The sequence below is a fragment of the Paenibacillus cellulositrophicus genome (genome assembly GCF_009363095.1).
Classification (GTDB): Bacteria; Bacillota; Bacilli; order Paenibacillales; family Paenibacillaceae; genus Paenibacillus_AQ; species Paenibacillus_AQ favisporus.
This window is the reverse complement of sequence record NZ_CP045295.1, coordinates 3,683,624-3,709,288: the sequence shown is the minus strand read 5'-3', so window position 1 is coordinate 3,709,288 and position 25,665 is coordinate 3,683,624. Positions and strand designations below refer to the sequence as shown.

Below are 25,665 nucleotides of genomic sequence, written 5' to 3'. Positions count from 1 at the left end.
ATGATTTTGGTTATCGACAATTATGACTCTTTTACGTACAATCTGGTGCAGTACTTGGGGGAACTCGGACAGGAAGTGAAGGTGTACCGCAACGATGAAATTACCGTGTCCGGCATTGAGGAGCTTGCACCCGACCATATTTTGATTTCCCCGGGTCCCTGCACGCCAAACGAGGCGGGGATCAGCCTGGAGACGATTGCGAATTTTAAGGGAAAAATCCCGATTTTCGGCGTATGCTTGGGTCACCAGGCCATTGGGCAGGCATTCGGCGGCAATGTCATCCGTGCTGAACGGCTGATGCACGGAAAAACATCGCCGATCCATCATCACGGCACCTCTGTGTTCGAGGGTCTTCCTTCGCCATTTACGGCGACAAGATACCACTCGCTGCTGGTGGAGCGGGACAGTCTGCCGGACTGCCTGGAGATCACCGCAGAAACCGAGGAAGGCGAGATTATGGGACTGCGTCATAAGGAGTATCCGATTGAAGGCGTCCAGTTCCATCCGGAGTCGATCATCACCGATCACGGGCATCAAATACTGCGTAATTTCCTGAAGCAGACCGCAGGCGCCAAAGCATGAAGAAGATAGGATTGAACGGCGGGATCGTGGATGCCGCCGACGCCGTGGTACCTGTAATGGATCACGGCTTTTTATACGGAATGGGGCTGTTCGAGACGCTGCGGACATACCGCGGCCGGCCCTTTTTGCTGGAGAGGCACTTGAAGCGGATGGCAGAGGGCTGCCGGATGCTGGGCATTCCCTTTTCGGCGGAGGATGCCCTTGCGTCCATGCCCGGCTGGATTGAAGCCTTGATGAAGGAGAACGGCCTTGAGGAGGCTTACATCCGTTATACCGTCAGCGCTGGCGTTGATGTTCTTGGGCTTCCCGGGGAGGAGTACAGCCGTCCCAATCATGTTCTGCTTGTGAAGGCGCTGCCGGAGGTGCCTGAGAACCTCTATACCCAAGGAAAAGCCCTGCAGCTGCTGGACACGCGGCGTAACTCTCCTGAAACTCCGATCCGCCTAAAGTCGCTCCATTACATGAACAACATTTTGGCGAAAAGAGAGCTGGCGGCTGTGAGTGATCCGCGTACCCTCCAGGCGGAAGGCCTGATGCTCGATGAGCGCGGACATGTTAGCGAAGGCGTCGTCAGCAATGTGTTTTTTGTGAAAGAAGGGGAACTCTATACACCTGATGCTTCCACCGGGCTGCTGCCTGGCATTACGCGCCAGGTTGTGCTTGAGCTCGCCGGCGAGGCCGGCATCCGCTGCACGGAAGGCCTGTATACATGGGAAGATCTGCTGGCCGCAGATGAGGTGTTCGTGACCAGCTCCATCCAAGAGCTTGTGCCCGTTACGCTCCTGCTGGACAGGCAGGGAACGGGCAGAACAGTGAGTCACGCCGCCGCCGGCCCGATCACCCGCAGGCTGCTCGATTTGTACCGACAGAAAGCAGGGATTTGACAGTGAAAACGACAATCTACGAACGTAACTTTACGATGGATCAAGCCGTGCTGAGGCTCGGACAGTCTACCCAGGTAATGGGCATATTAAATATAACGCCCGATTCCTTCTCCGACGGCGGCCGGTATGTGGATCCGGACACGGCCGTACGCCATGCGCTCAAAATGATGCTGGACGGCGCCGACCTGATCGATATCGGAGGAGAATCAACCCGGCCGGGATATACGCCGGTATCCGCGGAAGAGGAATTGGCCCGCGTGATTCCCGTGATTGAGGCGATCCATAAAGCGGCCCCGCACATTCCGATCTCGATCGATACGTACAAGGCGGAAGTGGCTCGCCAGGCCATTCTGGCCGGTGCCCATATCATCAACGATATTTGGGGAGGCAAAGGCGATCCGGACATGCTGAAGGTGGCAGCCGAGCTGGGCTGTCCGATTATTCTGATGCATAACCGGCACGACATGGCCTACACCGATTTTGTGGAGGACGTCGTCGCTGACCTGAAAGAGAGCGTGCGCCTCGCCTTGGCGGCCGGAGTTCGGCGGGAACATATTATTTTGGACCCGGGGATCGGTTTTGCCAAAAATGGAGAGCACAACTTGAAGCTGATGACCCAGCTGGACCGTCTGAACCAGATCGGATATCCCGTGCTGCTGGCCACGTCCCGCAAAAAGTTCATCCGCAGCGTGCTGGATCTGCCGGTGGATGATCTGGTCGAGGGCACCGCGGCCACAGTGGCATTCGGAATCGCCCAGGGCTGCCAGCTGGTGAGGGTCCATGACGTGAAATCGATCAAACGAACCGTCAAAATGTGCGATGCGATGATATACACTTCAGCAGTTGTGAGTCGGGAATAACGTTTTATATACAGGATCATTTGATACGATGTTGATTATTGGGGAGGCGGAGTAGAAAATGGATAGAATGGTCATTCACCGCATGGAGTATTACGGGTATCACGGCGTGTTCGAGGAAGAGCGCAAGCTCGGCCAGCGCTTCTACGTCGATCTGGACATGGAGCTGGATTTGCGCGCAGCCGGAGAGAACGACGATCTCACCCAAACGGTAAATTATGCCGAAGTCCACGAAACGGTCAAAAACGTGGTAGAAACCGAGTCTTTTCGCCTGATCGAAGCTTTAGCCGAACGTATTGCATCTGTTGTACTGGACACTTATACTAGTATCAATGCACTGACGGTCAAAGTGACCAAACCGCATCCTCCATTTGACATCCATTTTCAGGGTGTTACTGTGGAGCTGCATAGAACAAGAAAGTGAGACTCCACCATGAATGCACATTTCACCTCTGAGCTATCAGAGGCTTATATTGCTTTAGGGGCAAATTTGGGTGACCGCGAGCATACGCTGATGGAAGCCATCCGGCGCCTGGATGAGGATCCCCGCATTACGGTAGCCCGCTGTTCCCATCTTTATGAGACGGAGCCTGTGGGTTATGTGGACCAGCCCCTCTTTTTAAATATGGCCGTGTGCGTCCGCACAAGTTTGGATTCCCATGAACTGCTGCACGTGATGCAGGGGATTGAGAATGGGCTTGGGCGCGTTCGGGAGATCCATTGGGGGCCCCGGACCGTCGATTTGGATTTAATCTGGATGGAGGGTCGCAGGGAGAACACGGAAGAACTGGTGCTGCCGCATCCCCGGATGGAGGAGCGCGCCTTCGTGCTGGTTCCCTTATCCGATATCGTTCCTCCCGACGAGCCTTCCGGCTTATATACAATCGTAGAGACAGCTCTGGATAAGCTGGATGGAAAGGAAGGTCTGCAGCTTTGGAAAACATGCAGCTGGCGAAGCGCGTCCGCGCCTTCCGGAAGCTAAAAGGCTACACACAGCAGGAGCTCGCAGCCAAGAGCGGCATATCGCTTGCGGTGCTGGGGGCCATCGAACGGGGAAACCGTCGTGCAGAAGAACAGGTTTTGATCAAAGTAGCGGAAGCACTGGGTGTATCTGTTCAGGAACTGAGGAACGGTTAGACTTTTGAGAAGCAGGAATACTGCTTATGTATATACAATGAATAATAAGGGGGGAAATGATGCGATGCTGAAGATTGGCGATATTGAAATGAAGAACCAAGTCGTGCTGGCACCGATGGCGGGCGTGTGTAATCCTGCGTTCCGTCTTATCGCCAAGGAATTTGGAACGGGTCTGGTCTGCGCAGAAATGGTCAGCGGCAAGGCGATCGTTCACGGCAATCAGCGCACGCGGGAAATGCTATATGTAGATGAGCGCGAGAAGCCGCTCAGCCTGCAGATTTTCGGGGGAGACCGGGATTCCCTGGTGGAGGCAGCCAAAGTTGTGGATCAACAGACCAACGCCGATATTATTGATATCAATATGGGCTGTCCGGCTCCGAAAGTGACCAAAATCGACGCCGGTGCACGCTGGCTGCTCGATCCCCAGAAAATTTATGAAATGGTCTCCGCGGTCGTGGATGCAGTCGACAAACCAGTGACCGTGAAAATGCGAACCGGATGGGACAGCGACCACATTTATGCGGTGGAGAACGCCCAAGCGGTAGAACGCGCCGGAGGCCAGGCAGTCAGCCTGCACGGCAGAACCCGGGAACAGCTGTATACGGGACATGCCGATTGGAGCATTATAAAGCAAGTTAAAGAGTCGGTATCGATCCCAGTCATCGGTAACGGTGACGTGGTTACGCCGGAAGACGCGCGGCGCATGCTCGACGAAACCGGATGTGACGGGGTTATGATCGGACGCGGCGCTTTGGGAAATCCGTGGATGTTGTACCGTACGATTGAGTACCTCAAGAGCGGTGAGCTGCTTCCGGAGCCTGCGGCTGAAGAGAAGATCCGCATCGCGATTCTTCATATGGACCGTCTTATCGCGCTGAGAGGCGAGTTCGTGGCCGTACGCGAAATGCGCAAGCACCTGGCATGGTACCTGAAGGGTCTCAAAGGGTCCGCGCGGATCAAGGATGAGATTATGGAAGGAACGAAGCGCGACGAAATGGTCGGAATATTGGAGGATTTTGTGGCAAACCTGAACCAGCGTGCCGAAATGGAAGCCGAGGAAATAGGTGTGGAAGCGGTGGCCCAATAAGATGGGCGGCCGCGGCTGCACCCCTGTCATTGACATTTTGAAACGGTTACCATATAATTTTGCAGTATAAATTCGACTCTTCGTTTAACAAGCAGCAGGAGGATGTTCTGATCCTTCAAATTTTGCATATAGTTTTGCATATATATAGATTGAACTAAAGTAAGCATTGCCATCTCCTGACCACGGAGCAAGAACGTAAGTTTCTTTAGTTCATTCTATGGAAGCAGGATGTTTTTTAATTTATTTACATGACAGGAGAATCGGTTAAGATGAGCGATAAAGAAGTCATTCTTACACAGGACGGACTTAAGAAGCTGGAAGACGAACTCGAGAACCTGAAATCGGTGAAGCGCCGCGAAGTCGCGGAGCGGATCAAGGTTGCCATCGGCTACGGTGATATCAGTGAGAACTCCGAATACGAAGACGCCAAGAACGAGCAGGCTTTTATTGAAGGCCGAATCATTACTTTGGAAAAAATGCTGCGCAATGCCCGGATCATCAATAATGATGAGATCAACACGGACATTGTAGGCGTAGGTGCTACGGTAACGGTGCAGGACCTGGAATTCGGCGATACGATGGAATATACGATCGTCGGTAGTGCCGAATCCGATCCGCTGAACAATAAAATTTCCAATGAAAGCCCGGTCGGCAAAGCAATCATCGGCAAGCAAAAAGGAACCGTCGTGGATGTGAACGTTCCTGCGGGCGTCATTCAATATAAAATCATCGATATCAAAAAGTAATATCCATGCTTTAGGATTGAAAGAAAGCTTCCTTGAGGAAGCTTTTTTTCAAGATTGTGGAATGTAACACTTGAGCTAACGTCGAGGCAAAGGAAAGGCCCCACTTGGTGGGGTTATTTTCGGATATAGATGGCAGACGGCATGCCGCTTGGACAAGCGGGAGAGGTTTAGCAGTGAAATGAAGGAGATGAAGACTGACCATGTCAGAAGAAGTGAACAACCAGGAACAGGAAATTGAATTAAGCGAGATGCTGAAAATCCGCCGGAGCAAGCTGGACGAGCTGCGTGCACTGGGGATCGATCCTTTTGGCAAAAAATACGACAGAACCAGCATGGCCGGCGATCTGCTGAGTAAATACGATGGAATGACGAAAGAAGAGCTGGACGAGCAGCACGCCGAAGTTCGCGTTGCCGGACGGATTATGGCTAAGCGCGGCATGGGTAAGGCTATTTTTGCCCATATTCAGGATCTCAGCGGCAAAATTCAGATCTACGTGCGCCAGGATTCCGTGCCTGAGCATGCATTCGAGGCGTTCCGCCTGCTGGACCTGGGCGATATCGTCGGCATCGCCGGAACGATGTTCAAGACGAAGACCGGGGAAACGACGATCAAGGCCAGCGAGGTGGAGGTTCTGTCGAAATCCCTCTATCCGTTGCCGGATAAATACCATGGCCTCAAGGACGTGGAGCTTCGTTACCGTCAGCGTTATGTGGATTTGATCATCAATCCGGAAGTACAGCAGACGTTTATTGCCCGCTCGCGGATTATTCAATCGATGCGCCGTTACCTGGATTCACAGGGCTACCTGGAAGTTGAAACTCCGACACTGCATGCGATTGCCGGCGGAGCCGCGGCCAAGCCGTTTATTACGCATCATAACGCGCTGGACATGCAGCTGTATATGCGGATTGCCATCGAGCTTCACTTGAAACGCTTGATTGTCGGCGGTCTGGAGAAGGTATACGAAATCGGACGTGTATATCGTAACGAGGGGATTTCCACCCGCCACAATCCGGAATTTACGATGATCGAGCTGTATGAGGCTTATGCCGATTACCAAGACATTATGAACCTGACCGAGAACATGATCGCGCATATTGCGCAGGAAGTGCTTGGCACCAAAGTCATCAACTATCAAGGGCATGAAGTCAACCTGACTCCGCCTTGGCGCCGGGTATCCATGGTGGATGCGGTCAAGGAAGTCAAAGGCGTGGACTTCGGCGTGCATATGGCGGACGAGGAAGCTCACCGTCTGGCCAAAGAGCATAACGTCAAAGTCGAGCCGCATATGACATTCGGTCATATCCTTAACGCGTTCTTCGAGGAATTTGTTGAGGAAACGCTGATTCAGCCGACGTTTGTGACCGGGCATCCGGTGGAAATTTCGCCGCTTGCGAAGAAAAACGAGCAGGATCCGCGGTTTACCGACCGTTTTGAGCTCTTTATCGTGGCCCGTGAGCATGCCAATGCGTTCAGCGAGCTGAACGACCCGATCGATCAGCGCCAGCGTTTTGAAGCACAGCTGAAGGAACGCGAGCAGGGCAATGACGAAGCGCATGAAATGGATGAGGATTTCCTCACCGCGCTGGAGTACGGCATGCCGCCGACCGGTGGTCTGGGCATCGGCATCGACCGTCTGGTGATGCTGCTGACGGATTCTCCGTCGATCCGTGACGTGCTGCTCTTCCCGCATATGCGGAATCGTCAGGAGTAGTTTTCAGGTTTTTAGGGTAAATAAATAAAAGGAACAGCTGTCGTGATCATGTATCACGCGGCTGTTCCTTTTTTGCGTTTGAGTCAGGCTTCTGTGCCATGGAATGGACACCCGGCTGGCATAAGGATAACAAATGCCGCCTGATGACCGCGACCATGACCTCGGGGGTCACACGCTCCGGACGCATCACGGCATGGATGGCCAGGCCGTCGAGGACGGCGTAGAAGCGTTCCACTTCGATGGCAAAATCCAGACCGGGAAGCAGGAGCTGGCTTTCCGATAAGCCGTTGAATACGGTAACGAAAATCGACCGCAGCTCGTCGTCCACCTGATGGCGCAGCGTACGCAAGGAGTCATCCGACAGCGACTTGACGACAAAAGAAAACCACACCTCCATTTCCAGCCGCTTTTCGTTGTCGGTAGGGAGAACCTCATGCAGAAGAGAAGGAATGTCCTGCATCAGGTCACCGGAGAAGACCGTATCATATATACGCTGCGATACCCGCTCTGATACCCGTTTCATGGAATAGGACAGGAGCTCGGATTGGGTTGAAAAATAATGCCGCATCGAACCCACGGAGATCCCCGCCTCTTCCGCAATGTTTCGGACGGAAGCTTGCTCGATACCGTGCTTCTGAATGACGCGCCAGGTGGCCTCGGCCACTTTGGCTTTCTGGAGTTCATGATCAACAATTTTAGGCATGTCTCCATTATACCACGTGCTTGATTTATTTAGTACGACTGTGGTAAATTGATTTTAGCACATTTGTATTAAATAAGGAGTGAGATAGGTTTGATCGGTATATGGATTGTTGGGTGCGAAATAGCCTTCTGGGTCTTGGTTTTAGCCGGGCTTAGCGTCCGGTATTTGGCAGGATGGAAAAAGGGCGGTGCCGCGCTGCTGTTGATGACTCCTGTAGTTGACCTTCTCTTGATCATTCTTACGATTATGGATCTGCGCGGTGGAGCCGAGGCGGAATTTATGCATGGGCTGGCTGCGGTGTACATCGGTGTAACCATTGCTTTTGGCCACCGGATGATTCATTGGGCCGACGAGCGGTTCGCCTATCGTTTTGGAGGAGGGGCTAAGCCCCATAAGGCCCCTAAATACGGGAAGGCACATGCAAAACGAGAGCGGCAAGGGTGGTTCAGACATGCGCTGGCTTGGGTCATCGGTTCGATTCTGATCTTTCTCATGATTGTAGTCGTCAATGACCCCGAGCGAACCGAAGCGCTTAAGCAAGTTCCCTTACTTTGGGCATGGATTGTTGGCATTGATTTCGTTATAAGTTTCAGTTATACGCTTTGGCCAAGGAAGAAGAAAGGCTACTGATTTATCAGCAGGTGCCGCAGTTATGAAATGCATGATTAGGCAAACGGTCGGCACCGTATATATACAATTAAATAATAATTTCAGAAAAAGACTTGCATAATACAACAATGCGTGTTATATTAATACTCCGGCCAATGATTTGGTTGAAACTTGAATCAAATCACAAGCTTTCATATTAAATCTGATAAAAAGATTTAAAAAAAGAGCTTGCTAAGTTGGGCCGAACATGATATACTATAAAAGTTGCTGAGGCGATGAGCTTCCGGCAACGAAACGAAGTTTGATCTTTGAAAACTGAACAACGAGTGAGTATAAACGCGACGGTCTTATGACCGGAGCGATAGAGATTAAATCAATCTCGTCAGATTCAAAATGAGCTACAAACTTTCGTTGGAAAGCTACTCCCTTCGGGTGAGCAGATTCTTCCAACTTTCTTGGAGAGTTTGATCCTGGCTCAGGACGAACGCTGGCGGCGTGCCTAATACATGCAAGTCGAGCGGACTTGATGGAGAGCTTGCTCTCCTGATGGTTAGCGGCGGACGGGTGAGTAACACGTAGGCAACCTGCCTGCAAGACCGGGATAACCCACGGAAACGTGAGCTAATACCGGATATCTCATTTCCTCTCCTGAGGGGATGATGAAAGACGGAGCAATCTGTCACTTGCGGATGGGCCTGCGGCGCATTAGCTAGTTGGTGAGGTAACGGCTCACCAAGGCGACGATGCGTAGCCGACCTGAGAGGGTGAACGGCCACACTGGGACTGAGACACGGCCCAGACTCCTACGGGAGGCAGCAGTAGGGAATCTTCCGCAATGGGCGAAAGCCTGACGGAGCAACGCCGCGTGAGTGATGAAGGTTTTCGGATCGTAAAGCTCTGTTGCCAGGGAAGAACGTCCGGTAGAGTAACTGCTACCGGAGTGACGGTACCTGAGAAGAAAGCCCCGGCTAACTACGTGCCAGCAGCCGCGGTAATACGTAGGGGGCAAGCGTTGTCCGGAATTATTGGGCGTAAAGCGCGCGCAGGCGGTCATTTAAGTCTGGTGTTTAAGGCCAAGGCTCAACCTTGGTTCGCACTGGAAACTGGGTGACTTGAGTGCAGAAGAGGAGAGTGGAATTCCACGTGTAGCGGTGAAATGCGTAGATATGTGGAGGAACACCAGTGGCGAAGGCGACTCTCTGGGCTGTAACTGACGCTGAGGCGCGAAAGCGTGGGGAGCAAACAGGATTAGATACCCTGGTAGTCCACGCCGTAAACGATGAATGCTAGGTGTTAGGGGTTTCGATACCCTTGGTGCCGAAGTTAACACATTAAGCATTCCGCCTGGGGAGTACGGTCGCAAGACTGAAACTCAAAGGAATTGACGGGGACCCGCACAAGCAGTGGAGTATGTGGTTTAATTCGAAGCAACGCGAAGAACCTTACCAGGTCTTGACATCCCTCTGACCGGTACAGAGATGTACCTTTCCTTCGGGACAGAGGAGACAGGTGGTGCATGGTTGTCGTCAGCTCGTGTCGTGAGATGTTGGGTTAAGTCCCGCAACGAGCGCAACCCTTGATTTTAGTTGCCAGCACTTCGGGTGGGCACTCTAGAATGACTGCCGGTGACAAACCGGAGGAAGGCGGGGATGACGTCAAATCATCATGCCCCTTATGACCTGGGCTACACACGTACTACAATGGCCAGTACAACGGGAAGCGAAGCCGCGAGGTGGAGCCAATCCTATCAAAGCTGGTCTCAGTTCGGATTGCAGGCTGCAACTCGCCTGCATGAAGTCGGAATTGCTAGTAATCGCGGATCAGCATGCCGCGGTGAATACGTTCCCGGGTCTTGTACACACCGCCCGTCACACCACGAGAGTTTACAACACCCGAAGTCGGTGAGGTAACCGTAAGGAGCCAGCCGCCGAAGGTGGGGTAGATGATTGGGGTGAAGTCGTAACAAGGTAGCCGTATCGGAAGGTGCGGCTGGATCACCTCCTTTCTATGGAGAATCGCTTCCTGCGATGGAAGCATTCAAATACAAATCTAGCCAGGTCGGCTAGTTACTCACTCGTTGCTCAGTTTTGAGAGTTCAAACTCTCAATTTGATCCTTGAAAACTAGATAACGAAACGAATCTGCGTTTTAGAAATATCCTTTTAGCTGAACTTGTGTCACAACAAGTTAGTTTAAAGAGTAGCAGACGAGTGTTTTGAACGATAAGAGCCTTTGGCTTTGCGCGTAGCGCAAAACAAGGAAACGAATCGAGCAAAACAGGAGTCATTATGGTTAAGCTACTAAGAGCACACGGAGGATGCCTAGGCGCTAGGAGCCGATGAAGGACGTGGCGAACAACGATACTGCCTCGGGGAGCTGTAAGCAAGCTTTGATCCGGGGATGTCCGAATGGGGAAACCCGGCTGATGTAATAGTCAGTCACTTCTGTCTGAATACATAGGGCAGATTGAGGCATACCAGGGGAACTGAAACATCTAAGTACCCTGAGGAAGAGAAAACAAGAGTGATTCCGTCAGTAGCGGCGAGCGAACGCGGAGCAGCCTAAACCGGTCAGCTTGCTGGCCGGGGTTGTGGGACGTCTCACATGGAGTTACAAAGGAATTGGTTAGGCGAAGAGGTCTGGAAAGGCCCGGCATAGAAGGTAAAAGCCCTGTAGCCGAAAGTCAGTTCCCTCCGAGACGGATCCCGAGTAGTGCGGGGCACGTGAAACCCCGTATGAATCTGGCAGGACCATCTGCTAAGGCTAAATACTCCCTAGCGACCGATAGTGAAACAGTACCGTGAGGGAAAGGTGAAAAGCACCCCGGAAGGGGAGTGAAATAGAACCTGAAACCGTGTGCTTACAAGAAGTCAGAGCCCTGTTTATGGGTGATGGCGTGCCTTTTGTAGAATGAACCGGCGAGTTACGTTCCCGTGCAAGGTTAAGGTGAGAAGCCGGAGCCGCAGCGAAAGCGAGTCTGAATAGGGCGACTTGAGTACGTGGACGTAGACCCGAAACCGTGTGATCTACCCCTGTCCAGGGTGAAGGTGCGGTAACACGCACTGGAGGCCCGAACCCACGAATGTTGAAAAATTCGGGGATGAGGTGGGGGTAGCGGAGAAATTCCAATCGAACTCGGAGATAGCTGGTTCTCCCCGAAATAGCTTTAGGGCTAGCCTCGGTGAATAGAGTCGTGGAGGTAGAGCACTGATTGGGTGCGGGGCCCGCAAGGGTTACCAAGCTCAGTCAAACTCCGAATGCCATAGACTTGTAACCGGGAGTCAGACAGTGAGTGCTAAGATCCATTGTCAAAAGGGAAACAGCCCAGACCATCAGCTAAGGTCCCCAAGTGTGTGTTAAGTGGGAAAGGATGTGGAGTTGCACAGACAACCAGGATGTTGGCTTAGAAGCAGCCACCATTGAAAGAGTGCGTAATAGCTCACTGGTCGAGTGACTCTGCGCCGAAAATGTAACGGGGCTAAACACACCACCGAAGCTATGGCTTGATGCGTATGCATCAGGGGTAGGGGAGCGTTGTATACAGCGTTGAAGGTATACCGTAAGGAGTGCTGGAGCGTATACAAGTGAGAATGCCGGTATGAGTAACGAAAAGATCAGTGAGAATCTGATCCGCCGAAAGCCCAAGGTTTCCTGAGGAAGGCTCGTCCGCTCAGGGTAAGTCGGGACCTAAGGTGAGGCCGACAGGCGTAATCGAAGGACAACAGGTTGAAATTCCTGTACCACCGTAAACCGTTATGAGTGATGGGGTGACGCAGGAGGGTAGTGACGCGAGCTGATGGATGCTCGTCCAAGCAGTGAGGCTGGTGTGTAGGCAAATCCGCACACTATTAAGGCTGGGCTGTGACGGGGAGGGAAAATTATAGTACCGAAGGTCATGATCTCACACTGCCAAGAAAAGCCTCTAACCAGGTGAAGGTGCCCGTACCGCAAACCGACACAGGTAGGCGAGAAGAGAATTCTAAGGCGCGCGGAAGAACTCTCGTTAAGGAACTCGGCAAAATGACCCCGTAACTTCGGGAGAAGGGGTGCCCCGGTAGTGTGAATAGCACGAGGGGGCCGCAGTGAAAAGGCCCAAGCGACTGTTTAGCAAAAACACAGGTCTGTGCGAAGCCGCAAGGCGAAGTATACGGGCTGACGCCTGCCCGGTGCTGGAAGGTTAAGGGGAGCGGTTAGGGAGTAATCCCGAAGCTGTGAACCGAAGCCCCAGTAAACGGCGGCCGTAACTATAACGGTCCTAAGGTAGCGAAATTCCTTGTCAGGTAAATTCTGACCCGCACGAATGGCGTAACGACTTGGGCGCTGTCTCAACGAGAGATCCGGTGAAATTTTAATACCTGTGAAGATGCAGGTTACCCGCGACAAGACGGAAAGACCCCATGGAGCTTTACTGCAGCTTGATATTGGATTTGGGTACGATCTGTACAGGATAGGTGGGAGCCTAAGAAACCTGAGCGCCAGCTTGGGTGGAGGCGCCGTTGGGATACCACCCTGATCGTATCTAGGTTCTAACCTGGTACCGTAATCCGGTATGGGGACAGTGTCAGGTGGGCAGTTTGACTGGGGCGGTCGCCTCCTAAAGAGTAACGGAGGCGCCCCAAGGTTCCCTCAGAATGGTTGGAAATCATTCGAAGAGTGCAAAGGCAGAAGGGAGCTTGACTGCGAGACCTACAAGTCGAGCAGGGACGAAAGTCGGGCTTAGTGATCCGGTGGTACCGCATGGAAGGGCCATCGCTCAACGGATAAAAGCTACCCTGGGGATAACAGGCTTATCTCCCCCAAGAGTCCACATCGACGGGGAGGTTTGGCACCTCGATGTCGGCTCATCGCATCCTGGGGCTGAAGTAGGTCCCAAGGGTTGGGCTGTTCGCCCATTAAAGCGGTACGCGAGCTGGGTTCAGAACGTCGTGAGACAGTTCGGTCCCTATCTGTCGTGGGCGTAGGAAATTTGAGAGGAGCTGTCCTTAGTACGAGAGGACCGGGATGGACGTACCGCTGGTGCACCAGTTGTTCCGCCAGGAGCATGGCTGGGTAGCTACGTACGGACGGGATAAGCGCTGAAAGCATCTAAGCGTGAAGCCCCCCTCAAGATGAGATTTCCCAGTATGTAAGACCCCTTGTAGACGACGAGGTAGATAGGTTGGAGGTGGAAGTGCAGCAATGCATGGAGCTGACCAATACTAATCGGTCGAGGGCTTATCCAATAAATTAAATCGTAGATTCGTTTCGTATCTAGTTTTCAAGTGATCAAAACACTTGAACGTTTGGTGGCGATAGCGGAGGGGTTCCACGCGTACCCATCCCGAACACGACCGTTAAGCCCTCCAGCGCCGATGGTACTTGGACCGAAGGGTCCTGGGAGAGTAGGACGTTGCCAAGCGAAGGACCACTGTTGATGAATATCAACGGTGGTTTTTTTGTTTTATTCAAACCCTTGGATTGGAATGTTCTATTTTTGATACTATTCAGGGCCACGTCTACCTAAAGATAGTTTCTCCCCAGTTTCATGTATGAACCCGAACGATTTTGGACATCCCACCAATGGGGTGTCTTTTGCATGTGTTGTCCGCTTCAAGTGGACATGTATTTGCCCCTGCAAGACAAGGGCGATTCCTCTCATTTTTACCAGACTGATTACCTTGACAGCTTCGAGTGGGCTTTGCTAAGATGGCAATAATATATTTTCAGAAACGATTTTCAAGCCTTGTTGCATAAGGATTTTAACAAATACATTACATGACAAATGAGGGGGAAATTACGAAGTGTGGGAACAAAAATTTGCTAAAGAAGGATTTACGTTTGACGATGTTTTGCTGGTACCCCGGAAGTCCGAAGTGCTGCCAAAGGAAGTCGATGTGTCCACGAGACTAAGCGATTCGGTTAAGCTGAACATTCCTTTGATCAGTGCAGGGATGGACACGGTAACGGAAGCTGCCCTGGCCATTGCGATTGCACGTGAAGGAGGCATCGGCATTATTCACAAAAATATGTCGGTTGAGCAGCAAGCGGAGGAAGTGGATCGGGTTAAGCGTTCCGAGAGCGGCGTTATCACCAATCCTTTCTCATTGACAGCGGATCACCTCGTATCTGATGCCGAACAGGTCATGGCGAAATTTCGGATTTCGGGTGTTCCGATTGTGGACGAGCATAACAAACTGATCGGGATACTTACAAACCGCGACCTGCGCTTCGTTCATGATTACAGTATTAAGATCTCCGAAGTAATGACTCGCGAAAATCTGGTAACTGCCCCAGTGGGTACGACGCTTCAAGAAGCCGAAGTCATTCTTCAGCAGCACAAAATCGAAAAGCTGCCGCTGGTCGATGAGAACAACACATTAAAAGGTCTTATTACCATTAAAGATATTGAGAAAGCCATTCAGTTCCCGAATGCAGCGAAGGATGCGCAAGGACGTCTGCTTGTAGGTGCGGCTATCGGTATTTCGAAGGATGGTTTGGATCGGGCTGCAGCTCTGGTCAAGGCCGGCGTTGACGTCATCGTCGTCGATTCCGCACACGGCCATCATATCAACATCTTGGATGCGGTTCGCCATCTTCGCAGCTTGTACCCAGATCTTACAATCATTGCGGGTAACGTGGCTACCGGCGAGGCGACACGCGACCTGATCGAGGCGGGTGCTTCGGTTGTCAAAGTCGGTATTGGACCGGGATCGATCTGTACGACGCGCGTTATTGCCGGTATCGGCGTACCGCAAGTCACAGCAATTTACGATTGTGCTTCGGTAGCCAAAGAATACGGCGTGCCGATTATTGCAGACGGCGGTATTAAGTACTCCGGTGAAATTACAAAAGCACTTGCAGCCGGCGGCCATGCCGTTATGCTGGGAAGCTTGTTAGCGGGAACGGAAGAGAGCCCTGGGGAATCGGAAATTTACCAAGGCCGCCGCTATAAGGTTTACCGGGGCATGGGCTCCATGAGTGCCATGAAACAAGGCAGTAAGGACCGTTACTTCCAGGACGATGATAAGAAGCTCGTTCCGGAAGGAATTGAGGGCCGTGTCGCTTATAAAGGTCCTTTGTCCGACACGATTCACCAACTGATCGGCGGTCTCCGCTCGGGTATGGGCTATTGCGGAACGAAAAACCTGCAGGAGCTGCGTGAAGATACCCAATTTATCCGCATCACGGGTGCGGGTCTTCGTGAGAGCCATCCGCACGATGTGCAGATCACGAAGGAAGCTCCAAACTACTCGTTGTAATATTCGACACGGTTTGCACAAAACCAACATCTTCTTGTACAGACAGGCCTAAATTAGGCCTGTCTGTCTTTTTTTGCAGTATACCCTGTGTTAGAATAGACAAGTAAGATTTAAGGGCAAGAGGGGAGTTAACAATTCATTGAGTAAGAAATGGAGCAAGTTGGGGAAACCATCTTCGCACAAACGCAAACGTCACTTTGTCAAAAAGAGCGTAGCCTCGGTTATGCTATTGAATATGTTAATGCTGTCCGCTCTACCGGCCATGGCTTTGGCTGAGGGAACAACAGCAACAACAACCACTACGAATACCGCATCGACTACTACGGCCAGCAAGGTGCCGAGCGTATCGTCTTTGCAGCTTCAAGTGAAATCCGCCGTGTTGATCGAACCAACGACGGGGCAAGTCCTCTTGTCGGTAAACGCGGATGACCCACTGCCGCCGGCCAGTATGACCAAGATGATGACCGAGTATCTCATCGCGGATATGGTCAAAAAGGGCAAGTTTAAATGGGACGATGTCGTGACTGTTGGCGATAATGCTTCCAAGACGATCGGCTCGCGTATTTTTTTAGATGCTAATGACCAACATACCGTAAGAGAACTGTACATAGCGATGGCGGTAGGCTCGGCGAATGATGCCACCGTAGCGCTGGCTGAATATGCAGCCGGGTCCGAACAGGAATTCGTCAAGCTGATGAATGAAACGGCCAAGAAATTCGGGATGAAGACAGCCCATTTTATCAACTCCACAGGGCTTGACCGTGCGGATATGCCAAAGAACTATCGTCCTACGGCTGAAGGGGAGACGGTCATGTCCGCGATGGACGCTGCCATTCTGGGCAAGCATATCGTTCTCGACCATCCGGATTTTGCTGAATTCACGGCCATTCAATCCTATAAATTCCGACCTCGCGACAAAAATCCAATTGTTAACTATAACTGGATGCTGGAAGCGAATAAAAATATTCCGAACTTTAAGGCTTACGCCTACCCAGGCTTGGACGGCCTTAAGACGGGTCATACCAATAACGCCGGCAACTGCTTTACTGGAACGGCCGAACGCGACGGCATGCGCCTGATCAGCGTCGTCATGGGAACGGACTCGGAAGCACACCGCTTTACCGAGACCCGGAAGGTGCTTGATTACGGCTTCAACAACTTTGAGATCAAGCAGGCCGTGGCCGGCAAATCCAAGGTTGAAGGCCTAGACTCCGTTGAGGTCAAAAAAGGCGTCAAAACTTCGGTCGGCGTCGTAACGGATGCCCCGGTCTCCTTTATGGTACCTAAAGGCTCCGATGCCAAAGGCGTTACCTTCAAAACTCAGCTTGAGCCGGCGGACAAGCTTGTGGCTCCGATCAAGCAGGGAACCAAGGTCGGTACCATCACTTATACCTATAAGGTAGATGGGATTGAGAAGCCTCAGACGAAAACCGTCAATTTGATCACATCGGACGAAGTGGAGAAGGGCAGCTGGCTGCGCCTGTTCTTCCGCGCCATTAAGGAAATGTTTGGTGATTTATTTGACGGAATCAAAAATCTTTTTTAAGATCAATATAAGATTTTTGCTTTAGTCCACAAAAGCAGCTCTGCAGAGTATGCAACCATCCTGCCATTCATAGGCAAGGGCGGATTACATGATATATATTTCGGGAGGCGTAAACCATTGGAAACGGGAACTTCGAGAGTTAAAAGAGGTATGGCTGAAATGCAAAAAGGCGGCGTCATCATGGACGTCATGAATGCCGAACAGGCAAAGATCGCTGAAGCTGCGGGCGCAACGGCCGTTATGGCATTGGAACGCGTTCCTTCAGATATTCGTGCTGCCGGCGGTGTAGCGCGTATGGCTGACCCTACGATCGTAGAAGAGGTTATGAAAGTCGTATCGATTCCGGTTATGGCGAAAGCCCGTATCGGTCATTATGTGGAAGCGAAAGTGCTTGAATCCCTCGGTGTGGACTACCTCGACGAGAGCGAAGTTCTGACGCCTGCCGATGAAGTATTTCATATCGACAAATGGGACTTCACCGTGCCGTTTGTTTGCGGCGCCAAAGACTTGGGAGAAGCGCTGCGCCGCATCGGCGAGGGCGCATCGATGATCCGTACGAAAGGCGAGCCGGGAACAGGCAACATCGTTGAAGCCGTTCGTCATATGCGTCTGATCAACAGTCAAATCCGCAAAGTGCAAAGCATGTCGAAGGACGAGCTGTATGCCGAAGCGAAAAACCTTGGCGTACCATACGACCTTCTGCTTGGTGTGCACGAGAGCGGCAAGCTGCCGGTCGTTAACTTTGCTGCGGGCGGCGTGGCTACTCCAGCCGACGCTGCGCTGATGATGCATTTGGGAGCCGACGGGGTATTCGTGGGATCGGGTATTTTCAAATCCGATAATCCAGAGAAGTTTGCCCGCGCGATCGTGGAAGCAACAACGCATTACCAAGACTACAAGCTGATTGCCGAAGTATCCAAAAACCTGGGTGCGCCAATGAAAGGCATTGAGATTTCGAAGCTGAGCCCGTCTGAGCGGATGTCGGACCGCGGCTGGTAAGAGAGAGAAGGCTGGACATATGAAAATCGGGGTACTGGCGCTTCAGGGTGCCGTAGCAGAGCATATTCGCAGCATCGAGCTGGCAGGCGCTGAAGGCATCGCCATTAAAAAGGTAGAGGAACTGGAGCAAGTTCAGGGCCTGATTATACCTGGCGGTGAAAGTACGACCATCGGCAAGCTGATGCGGAAATACGGGTTTATTGAAGCGATTCGCCAATTTTCGGATGCAGGCAAGCCGATTTTCGGCACCTGTGCCGGATTGATCGTACTGGCGAAGTCGATCGAAGGCCAGGAAGAGCCCCACTTGGGGCTGATGAATATCACCGTGGCGCGCAATGCTTTTGGGCGTCAACGGGAGAGCTTTGAAACAGATTTGGACGTTAAGGGGATTGAGGAGCCGGTTCGTGCCGTTTTTATCCGTGCTCCGCTGATCCGCAGTGTGGGCGATGGAGTCGACGTACTGTCCTCGTATAATGACGAGATTGTGACCGCGCGTGAGGGCCATTTGCTCGCATCTTCGTACCACCCCGAACTGACGGATGATTACCGGCTCCATCAGTATTTTGTGGATATGGTAAAAGCCAGTCAAGCGTCTTAAATCAGCAGGATAAACGATGGTAACACGATGACACCTTGACTCTTTTGATGATATCTAAACGCTGCCTCTTGGGTAAGCTTTAGGTAAAAGGTATTCTTCGGTTGGTGGCATGAGCGCCGGTCTGAGGATACCTTTCAAGGGGTCAGGGTTGTTTTTTGATTCACGCAGGTCTCATCATGGAAGTACGTCGCATAAGACGTTTTTCTTTTTAGGAGGAATTGTCCAATGTTGGATGTGAAAATATTACGCGGTGATTTCGCGAGAGTGGAGCAGGCACTCAAAAACCGGAACAAGTCGCTGGATTTGATCGCTGGATTTCCCGAGCTGGATACCCGCCGCCGGGAGCTGCTGCAGGAGAGCGAGGCGCTGAAAAACCGCCGCAACACCGTTTCCGGTGAAGTAGCCAAGCGCAAAAAGAACGGGGAGAACGCCGACGAGCTTATTCTGGAGATGCGTCAGGTTTCCGACCAGATCAAAGCGATGGACGAGGAAGTGCGCGAACTGGAGGCGTCTATTTCTGATCTGACGATGGCCATTCCGAATATCCCGCACGAATCGGTACCGGTCGGCCAGTCCGAAGAAGACAATGTGGAGCTGCGCCGGTGGTCGGAACCGACAACGTTTGATTTTACGCCAAAAGCCCACTGGGATCTGGCCCAGGACCTGGGCATTCTTGATTTTGAAGCGGCAGCCAAGGTTACGGGTTCGCGGTTTACGTTCTATAAGGGGCTCGGTGCCCGTCTGGAGCGTGCGCTCATCAACTTTATGATGGATTTGCACAGCAGCGAGCATGGCTACGAAGAAATGCTTCCGCCTTATATCGTCAATGGGGACAGCCTGCGCGGGACCGGACAGCTTCCGAAGTTTGAAGAAGATCTGTTTAAAATCCGCGACACGGACTACTATTTGATCCCGACCGCTGAAGTGCCGGTGACCAACTATTACCGTGATGAGATTTTATCGGTGGAGGATCTGCCGAAGCACTTCGTGGCTTACAGCTCCTGCTTCCGTTCGGAGGCCGGTTCGGCCGGACGTGATACACGTGGCTTGATCCGCCAGCATCAATTCAATAAAGTGGAACTGGTGAAGCTTGTGCATCCGGATTCCTCTTATGAAGAGCTTGAGAAAATGACGGCAAATGCGGAGCGCGTTCTGCAGCTGCTGAAGCTGCCGTATCGCGTGATGGAGCTCAGCACGGGAGATATGGGCTTCTCGGCGGCAAAAACGTACGACCTGGAAGTTTGGCTGCCTGAGAGCGGTGCTTACCGGGAGATTTCCTCTTGCTCGAACACGGAGGACTTCCAGGCACGGCGTGCTAACATCCGTTTCCGTCCTGAGCCTAAGGCCAAGCCTGAATTTGTGCATACGCTGAATGGATCGGCACTCGCCGTAGGACGGACCGTGGCAGCCATTCTTGAGAATTATCAGCAAGCGGACGGCAGCGTGGTCGTTCCGGATGTGCTTCAGCCTTATATGGGCAATGTTAAAGTTATTGTCCCTAAAAGCCAGGGTTGATATTAGAATTAAACTGTGGTAATATATTTTTGTTACGCGTTGCGTGACACTGATGTATTTTCCACGTGGAGGGGTACCGAAGCGGTCATAACGGGGCGGTCTTGAAAACCGTTAGGGCGCAAGTCCACATGGGTTCGAATCCCATCCCCTCCGCCATTTAAACAAACCAATGACAAAGCCGATTCTGCTTATGCAGGAGCGGCTTTTTTTGTTTTTGCCAAACGCCGTTATCGCATAAAAAGAGCGCATCCTCCGCACATTAACAAAGGCAGGGGAGGTGTTCAATCATGAACCGAGACTTTGAATTGAACCAAAACAAATTGGTCCAAGCTTGGCAATCCCAGCTTCCTCAAACGCTTGACTCATCCGACCAGGCACAGGTGTTTGCCGACGAGGCAAATCCCCAGGCGCTGCGGATCCATATCGATACCGCGGGGCGGTCGAATTATTCATTCGACTTCCAGTGCTCTTACGTGGATACGCGGGAGGTTAAAGTGGATCTGGTGGATGTAGAACGCGAAGGACGCACGGTTGACGAACGCACGGATGTCATTCAGAATATGGCGCAGGATTACACCCGCCAAATTCACGAGTGCGCCCAAGCCCTTCACGATTTGACGCATCACTCTTAAGAAAAGAGGGACGACGATGACCAAAGCCAAACCGGGTGTCGACAAAAATCTCAGCAATGTCGTAGAGGATTTGGATCACACGGCAGTGAACAGCCATCAGGCAAATCAGTTGCAGCAGAAGCGAAATGATCGTAGGCATGAAGATGAAATCAATCATCAGCACACGATCGACCTGGAGCATCCGCATTCTTAACATTCTAATGTATACAGGGGGAATCGCCGATGAGTAAACCAAACGCTGTTCCAGTACCTGAAGCGCAAGAGCAGCAGCCGCGTAACCGGGACCGGGAGCGGTCCGGCATGCAGGAGCCGTTGTCCGGCTCGAAGAAGGTCAAGAACCGGAATCATGTTAGTCATTTGAATAGAGAAGGATCCTAAGGTCCCTTCTAAAAAGGCATCCGGCCAAAAGCCAGGATGTCTTTTTTTGCGTTAAAAATGAAAATTCACCAAAAGATTTCCAAAAAAGGGTTCCGGTAACCGGCGATATCGTTTATGATTACAAGGGGTATTTTTTTGCTTTTTAGAGACGAGAGGAGAGAGAGATTGTGATGAAGAAGAAATGGGCAGCCCTGATTCTTACACTGGTCTTGGCAATGACCGTGGTGCTTGCAGGCTGCAGCAGCAAGAAGGAACCGAAGGAAGCGCTGGAGGCTTCGGCCGTCAACGCGATGAAAATGACATCGTACGAAATGAAGAGTAAGGTAACGATCAAAGATCTGCAGGTTACCAGTGCAAGTGCTGATAACGCCGCAGCCAGCCAAGTGATGAGCATGCTGAAAAATGCGGAATTGACGATCGATGGGGTATATCAGAACGATCCACAACAAACGGAGATGACGCTCGGAATTAACCTGAAGGGCGACATGTCCATGAGCTTTAACATTCCGATGGTAATGACCCAAGATAAATTGTACGTCAAAGTGCCGAGCATCCCGATGCTGCCGCTGCCTGAAGACGTTGTAGGTAAATTCCTGGTACTCGATATGAAAGAGCTGGCGGAACAGCAGGGAACGTCCTTTAACCCCGACATGATGAATCCCGAAAAGACGAAGAAGCTCGCCGGCGAAATTATGAATACCCTGTTTACCGAATATGATGGTAAGAAATATTTCAAAGACGTTGCGGTTAAAGACGCTAACCTTCCGGATGGCGTGGATGCCAAGCAGGTGGTTCAATTCTATGTAACCAATGACAACGTGAAAGAAGCGGCTGACATTCTGGTGAACAAAGCGCTGCCGAAAATTCTTGATATTATCAGCAAGGATGAATACCGTGAAATGCTCGGCGTCAACCAGGAAGATATCGACCAAATGAAGAAGGATCTGAACTCGACAGACAGCAAGGATGAAATCAGCAAAGGTCTGAACGATCTGAAGAACTACCTGAAAGTTAACCAGTTCGAAGTCAACACGGCCATCAACAAAGATAACTTCCCTGCTTATCAGGGTGCTGTTATGAACGTGGAAATGAACGATCCGGAAACAAAGGACAACATGAAGCTGTCGCTAGAGGCGACGAGCCAATACAGCAAGATCAACGAGAAGCAAACCTTCAGCATCGGCATTCCAAAAGAAGCGGATGTTATTACGATGGAGCAGCTTCAGGAGAAAATGGGAGCTACGGCTTACTAAGCAAGCCCCGTACGAATCACAACAGCCCGGCCAGGGTTACTGGCCGGGCTGTTTGTTTTTGTCAGGCTTTGCCCCGCAGCTTGCGGAAAAACTGGGTCAGCAGCCCAGCGCATTCCTCCTGCAGCACATCGGCAATGACCTCGGTGCGGTGGTTGAAGCGTGGCTCCTGCAGCAGGTTCATCAGCGTCCCGGCGCATCCCGCCTTGGGATCGTATGTGCCGTAGACGACCCGCGGGATGCGGGACTGGACGATCGCGCCGGAGCACATTGGACATGGCTCCAGCGTGACGTATAGCGTGCAGTCCAGCAGGCGCCACGATTGTACGGCTATACTGGCTTCCCGGATGGCGACAATCTCGGCGTGGGCGGTCGCGTCCTGGGACGTTTCCCTTAAGTTATAGCCCCGCCCGATGATCTCCCCGCTGCGGACGATGACCGCGCCGATCGGTACCTCCCCCAACTCCTCCGCCAATTTGGCTTGGTGGATCGCCTCGCGCATCCAATGTTCATGACGATCATTATCCACAGACTCATCCACATGGAGCGGATGTTTTGTTTGATTTTCCAACGTAAAAGTGCCTCCCTGTACCGAATTTCGGATTATTCAGCGAACAAGCATTCTGTTGTTAACATGCTGTGCATAAATTTGTGGATAACTATTTGATTACGCACAGAATTATCCCCAATTTATTAAATAGTGCTGTGAATATGTTGATAAGTTGTGGACATGCTGCGTTATTTCGAGTTAAGCCGATCATTTTCGACAAGCTTTTCAAATATCGGCCTACAGAGTATGATGGAATAGATTATTCCAATTATCGCCAAGGCAAGATTAGAGGTGACCCGATGTGTCAATGAAGAAGAAACTGTCCCTCACCATGGCCGGTTCACTCTGTCTGATTTTACTTTTAAATATTATTCTTAGTTTGTACACAACGCAAGCCAGTTTACGCCGGGAAAGCGAACGCAAAATGCTGCTGGCCGCCAGGCAGGTGGCCGCCTCCATTGAGCAGAGCCAGGAGAGCGCCGGCATGGTCGAACGCCAGATCGGGGAGCTTCTGCATGTAGCTGCCAAATTGGCTGCCAAAGAGCTGGACCCGGATATCCAGAACATTACGAACGAGCAGCTGGCCAAGCTGAGCAAGCAGGTGGGAGTCACCCATATCGCCCTGCTAGTCCGAACCGGTGATGATATTATCATTGCCAAGTCCTCGGAACCTGCTGAGCTCGGTCTCTCCACCAAAGACTGGGGATACTGGTATAGGGCGTTTAAGCAGCTCTTCGAGGAAGAGCGCGTAACGATTCCGTACGGAGCGGCTGCCGACCATTTTTGGACCGGACCGTTTGAATATTCGAACTCCAAGCCGAACGTGATCGACAAATGGGGTTATTATTATGACGCCAAACGAAACTATATCATTGATCCGTATATTCGCACCGATTCCCTCCATCAGATCGGCACCCATATCCCGAGTCCGGAGGAGGTGCTCGACAAAACGAAGAAAATCAACGGGGAGATTCTTGAAATCAGCTGCATCAATCCGCAGACCTTTGCGGGCGTCCGAATGTCCGGACAAGGATATGTCCATGATAAGACTAAGCTGCATAATCGGCCGATACGCTACGGTACCTATACATATATCGACCTCGAAAACGACAAACGGGCTGTGGAGAAAGCGGCACAGACAGGAGCGAATGTCGTTTATGAAACGCGCATCGATGGTAAAAAGCTGTTAAAGAGCTTTATCCCTGTGAACAGTGCATCTCAGGCATCGTACATCATCAGCATCGTCATGGATTATGCGCAAATATCCAAGGTATTGCAGAAGCAGCTTGTCTCTTATATATCGATTTCGGCCTTTCTGTTGATTTTGTTCGTCATTGTAAGCTATAAGCAGGCCGGATACATCATTCGGCCGATCGATGCGATTCTGGGTAAAGTGAAAAACGTTGCCCAGGGGCGCTTTGATACGCCGCTCGTCATTAACAGCAAGGATGAGCTCGGATTGCTTGCCGCCAAAATCAACACGATGACCGATAATCTGAGCAGCTATACCGACCAGCTCAAGCAGGCCGTGGAAGAGAACCGCTCGGTGAAAGAGCATCTGGAGTCTGTTATCCAGCAGACGGCGGATGCGATTCATACGACGGACCTTGAGGGGAATATCATTCAGGTGAATCAAGCTTTTGAAAAGCTGTACGGCTGGGCAAGCCATGAAGTGATCGGTAAGCGGATCAACCTGATTCCCAGCCATTTGGAGGGGGAAGTGCAGGCAAGGCTCGACGCTTTAATGCAGGGCGAACAGCTGCCGGCAGTAGAAACGGTCCGAATCAAGAAGGACGGGACCCCTGTGGAGGTCAGCATCAGCACGTCCGCGGTCAGGGACCTGGAGGGGAAGGTCGTATCGTTCATCAGCATCTCGAGAGACATGACGGAACGCAACCGGATGGACGAGCTGCTCCGCCGGTCCGAGAAGCTGACCACCGTCGGGCAGTTGGCGGCCGGGGTGGCGCATGAGATCCGCAACCCGCTCACGACGCTGCGGGGATTCCTGCAGCTGCAGGAGTATAACAACCGCGTCGATCCGAAGCACAACCAGATCATGCTGTCTGAGCTGGAGAGAATCAATCTGATTGTGAGCGAATTTTTAATTTTGGCCAAGCCCCAGGCTGTGCACTTCCGAAATAAAAATGTTCGTGATATTTTAGAGGATGTGCTGTCGCTGCTGAGCAGTCAGGCCAATCTGCACGGCATTGAGTTCGTCATGTCCTCCCAGACGGCAGAGACGGACGTTCATTGCGAGGAGAACCAGCTGAAGCAGGTCTTTATCAATTTGCTGAAAAACGCCATGGAGGCGATGCCTGAGGGCGGCATCATCCGTATCGAACTGTTCCGGCCGGACCCGGACCACCTGGGGATTACGATTACGGATGAAGGCGTAGGAATTCCGGAGCACCAGATGGAGAAGGTAGGAGAACCCTTTTTCACCAACAAGGAAAACGGGACAGGCCTTGGGCTGATGGTCAGCCAGCGGATTGTGGAGGGCCATAAAGGATCACTTCAGATCGAGAGCGCCGTTAACAAGGGCACTCAGGTTACGTTAACGCTGCCGGCGGCACGGCCGGAGCATGGGGAAGGACCAGAACGGGAATGATCCGTACTCTTGTCCGGGGTAAACCATAATGA

22 protein-coding genes, 1 tRNA gene and 3 rRNA genes are annotated in these 25,665 nt (G+C 51.8%); 24 read left to right on the top strand and 2 right to left on the bottom strand.

Translation table 11 applies throughout. The features are described from left to right. From pabA to lysS, 9 genes are all read left to right on the top strand, one after another. Complete coding sequence (gene pabA / locus GCU45_RS16615; protein ID WP_152399692.1) at positions 1-582, top strand: aminodeoxychorismate/anthranilate synthase component II; 582 nt, start codon at positions 1-3, stop codon at positions 580-582. Beyond that, positions 579-1,466, top strand: a complete 888-nt coding sequence (locus GCU45_RS16610; protein ID WP_152399691.1) for an aminotransferase class IV — start codon at positions 579-581, stop codon at positions 1,464-1,466. The genes pabA and GCU45_RS16610 overlap by 4 nt, the downstream gene beginning before the upstream one ends. 35 nt (positions 1,467-1,501) lie before the next feature. After that, positions 1,502-2,326 carry a dihydropteroate synthase gene (folP, locus tag GCU45_RS16605; protein ID WP_152403134.1) on the top strand — a complete coding sequence of 275 codons (825 nt, stop codon included), beginning with the start codon at positions 1,502-1,504 and terminating at the stop codon, positions 2,324-2,326. A 58-nt stretch (positions 2,327-2,384) separates the two neighbouring features. Then, positions 2,385-2,747, top strand: a complete 363-nt coding sequence (gene folB, locus GCU45_RS16600) for a dihydroneopterin aldolase (protein ID WP_076176691.1) — start codon at positions 2,385-2,387, stop codon at positions 2,745-2,747. A 9-nt stretch (positions 2,748-2,756) separates the two neighbouring features. Then, on the top strand, positions 2,757-3,305 hold the full coding sequence (gene folK / locus GCU45_RS16595; RefSeq protein WP_152399690.1) for a 2-amino-4-hydroxy-6-hydroxymethyldihydropteridine diphosphokinase: 549 nt from the start codon (positions 2,757-2,759) through the stop codon (positions 3,303-3,305). Next, complete coding sequence (locus GCU45_RS16590; RefSeq protein ID WP_105442414.1) at positions 3,257-3,460, top strand: helix-turn-helix domain-containing protein; 204 nt, start codon at positions 3,257-3,259, stop codon at positions 3,458-3,460. The genes folK and GCU45_RS16590 overlap by 49 nt, the downstream gene beginning before the upstream one ends. Positions 3,461-3,524: 64 nt before the next feature. Then, positions 3,525-4,547 (top strand): tRNA dihydrouridine synthase DusB, encoded by a 1,023-nt coding sequence (gene dusB, locus GCU45_RS16585; RefSeq protein ID WP_089549449.1) that lies wholly within the window; start codon positions 3,525-3,527, stop codon positions 4,545-4,547. Between the two features lie 269 nt (positions 4,548-4,816). Further along, on the top strand, positions 4,817-5,293 hold the full coding sequence (gene greA / locus GCU45_RS16580; RefSeq protein WP_076176695.1) for a transcription elongation factor GreA: 477 nt from the start codon (positions 4,817-4,819) through the stop codon (positions 5,291-5,293). A 200-nt stretch (positions 5,294-5,493) separates the two neighbouring features. After that, a complete protein-coding gene (gene lysS / locus GCU45_RS16575) occupies positions 5,494-7,008 on the top strand; it encodes a lysine--tRNA ligase (RefSeq protein ID WP_152399689.1) in 1,515 nt (504 codons plus the stop codon). A gap of 46 nt (positions 7,009-7,054) precedes the next feature. On the opposite strand, the gene GCU45_RS16570 is transcribed toward lysS, so the two are convergent. Then, positions 7,055-7,711 (bottom strand): TetR/AcrR family transcriptional regulator, encoded by a 657-nt coding sequence (locus GCU45_RS16570; RefSeq protein WP_152399688.1) that lies wholly within the window; start codon positions 7,709-7,711, stop codon positions 7,055-7,057. Between the two features lie 90 nt (positions 7,712-7,801). On the opposite strand from GCU45_RS16570, the gene GCU45_RS16565 reads away from it, so the two are divergent. The 14 genes from GCU45_RS16565 (at position 7,802) to GCU45_RS16505 (ending at position 22,478) form a co-directional block, all read left to right on the top strand. Further along, complete coding sequence (locus tag GCU45_RS16565) at positions 7,802-8,341, top strand: hypothetical protein (protein WP_152399687.1); 540 nt, start codon at positions 7,802-7,804, stop codon at positions 8,339-8,341. A gap of 431 nt (positions 8,342-8,772) precedes the next feature. Continuing rightward, positions 8,773-10,325, top strand: a 16S ribosomal RNA gene (locus tag GCU45_RS16560). A 284-nt stretch (positions 10,326-10,609) separates the two neighbouring features. Then, positions 10,610-13,541 (top strand): 23S ribosomal RNA (locus GCU45_RS16555). Between the two features lie 59 nt (positions 13,542-13,600). Continuing rightward, positions 13,601-13,717: ribosomal RNA gene (gene rrf / locus GCU45_RS16550) — 5S ribosomal RNA — on the top strand. The 16S, 23S and 5S rRNA genes sit together here, the layout of an rRNA operon. Positions 13,718-14,099: 382 nt before the next feature. Continuing rightward, the gene (gene guaB / locus GCU45_RS16545; RefSeq protein WP_152399686.1) at positions 14,100-15,557 is read left to right on the top strand and encodes an IMP dehydrogenase; all 1,458 of its coding nucleotides are present in this window, start codon (positions 14,100-14,102) and stop codon (positions 15,555-15,557) included. Positions 15,558-15,780: 223 nt separating this feature from the next. Next, a complete protein-coding gene (locus GCU45_RS16540) occupies positions 15,781-17,103 on the top strand; it encodes a D-alanyl-D-alanine carboxypeptidase family protein (protein ID WP_152403133.1) in 1,323 nt (440 codons plus the stop codon). Positions 17,104-17,220: 117 nt separating this feature from the next. Beyond that, a complete protein-coding gene (gene pdxS, locus GCU45_RS16535; protein ID WP_076176926.1) occupies positions 17,221-18,102 on the top strand; it encodes a pyridoxal 5'-phosphate synthase lyase subunit PdxS in 882 nt (293 codons plus the stop codon). A 19-nt stretch (positions 18,103-18,121) separates the two neighbouring features. After that, positions 18,122-18,700 carry a pyridoxal 5'-phosphate synthase glutaminase subunit PdxT gene (gene pdxT / locus GCU45_RS16530; RefSeq protein WP_152399685.1) on the top strand — a complete coding sequence of 193 codons (579 nt, stop codon included), beginning with the start codon at positions 18,122-18,124 and terminating at the stop codon, positions 18,698-18,700. Positions 18,701-18,925: 225 nt separating this feature from the next. After that, positions 18,926-20,215 carry a serine--tRNA ligase gene (gene serS, locus GCU45_RS16525; protein ID WP_152399684.1) on the top strand — a complete coding sequence of 430 codons (1,290 nt, stop codon included), beginning with the start codon at positions 18,926-18,928 and terminating at the stop codon, positions 20,213-20,215. A gap of 67 nt (positions 20,216-20,282) precedes the next feature. Further along, positions 20,283-20,371 (top strand) — tRNA-Ser (locus tag GCU45_RS16520). Positions 20,372-20,502: 131 nt separating this feature from the next. Continuing rightward, on the top strand, positions 20,503-20,847 hold the full coding sequence (locus GCU45_RS16515) for a hypothetical protein (RefSeq protein ID WP_105444929.1): 345 nt from the start codon (positions 20,503-20,505) through the stop codon (positions 20,845-20,847). A 16-nt stretch (positions 20,848-20,863) separates the two neighbouring features. Next, positions 20,864-21,040, top strand: coding sequence for a hypothetical protein (locus tag GCU45_RS33810; RefSeq protein ID WP_167527155.1), 177 nt, complete (start codon positions 20,864-20,866; stop codon positions 21,038-21,040). Positions 21,041-21,069: 29 nt separating this feature from the next. Continuing rightward, complete coding sequence (locus GCU45_RS16510) at positions 21,070-21,225, top strand: small acid-soluble spore protein P (RefSeq protein ID WP_076176930.1); 156 nt, start codon at positions 21,070-21,072, stop codon at positions 21,223-21,225. Between the two features lie 170 nt (positions 21,226-21,395). Then, positions 21,396-22,478, top strand: a complete 1,083-nt coding sequence (locus tag GCU45_RS16505; RefSeq protein ID WP_152399683.1) for a hypothetical protein — start codon at positions 21,396-21,398, stop codon at positions 22,476-22,478. Positions 22,479-22,539: 61 nt separating this feature from the next. Here GCU45_RS16505 and tadA read toward each other — a convergent pair whose 3' ends face one another. Next, the gene (gene tadA / locus GCU45_RS16500) at positions 22,540-23,046 is read right to left on the bottom strand and encodes a tRNA adenosine(34) deaminase TadA (protein ID WP_258168806.1); all 507 of its coding nucleotides are present in this window, start codon (positions 23,044-23,046) and stop codon (positions 22,540-22,542) included. Between the two features lie 286 nt (positions 23,047-23,332). Between tadA and GCU45_RS16495 the strand changes: the two genes are divergently transcribed. Further along, positions 23,333-25,633 carry an ATP-binding protein gene (locus tag GCU45_RS16495; protein ID WP_341874519.1) on the top strand — a complete coding sequence of 767 codons (2,301 nt, stop codon included), beginning with the start codon at positions 23,333-23,335 and terminating at the stop codon, positions 25,631-25,633. The last annotated feature ends 32 nt before the right edge of the window (positions 25,634-25,665 follow it).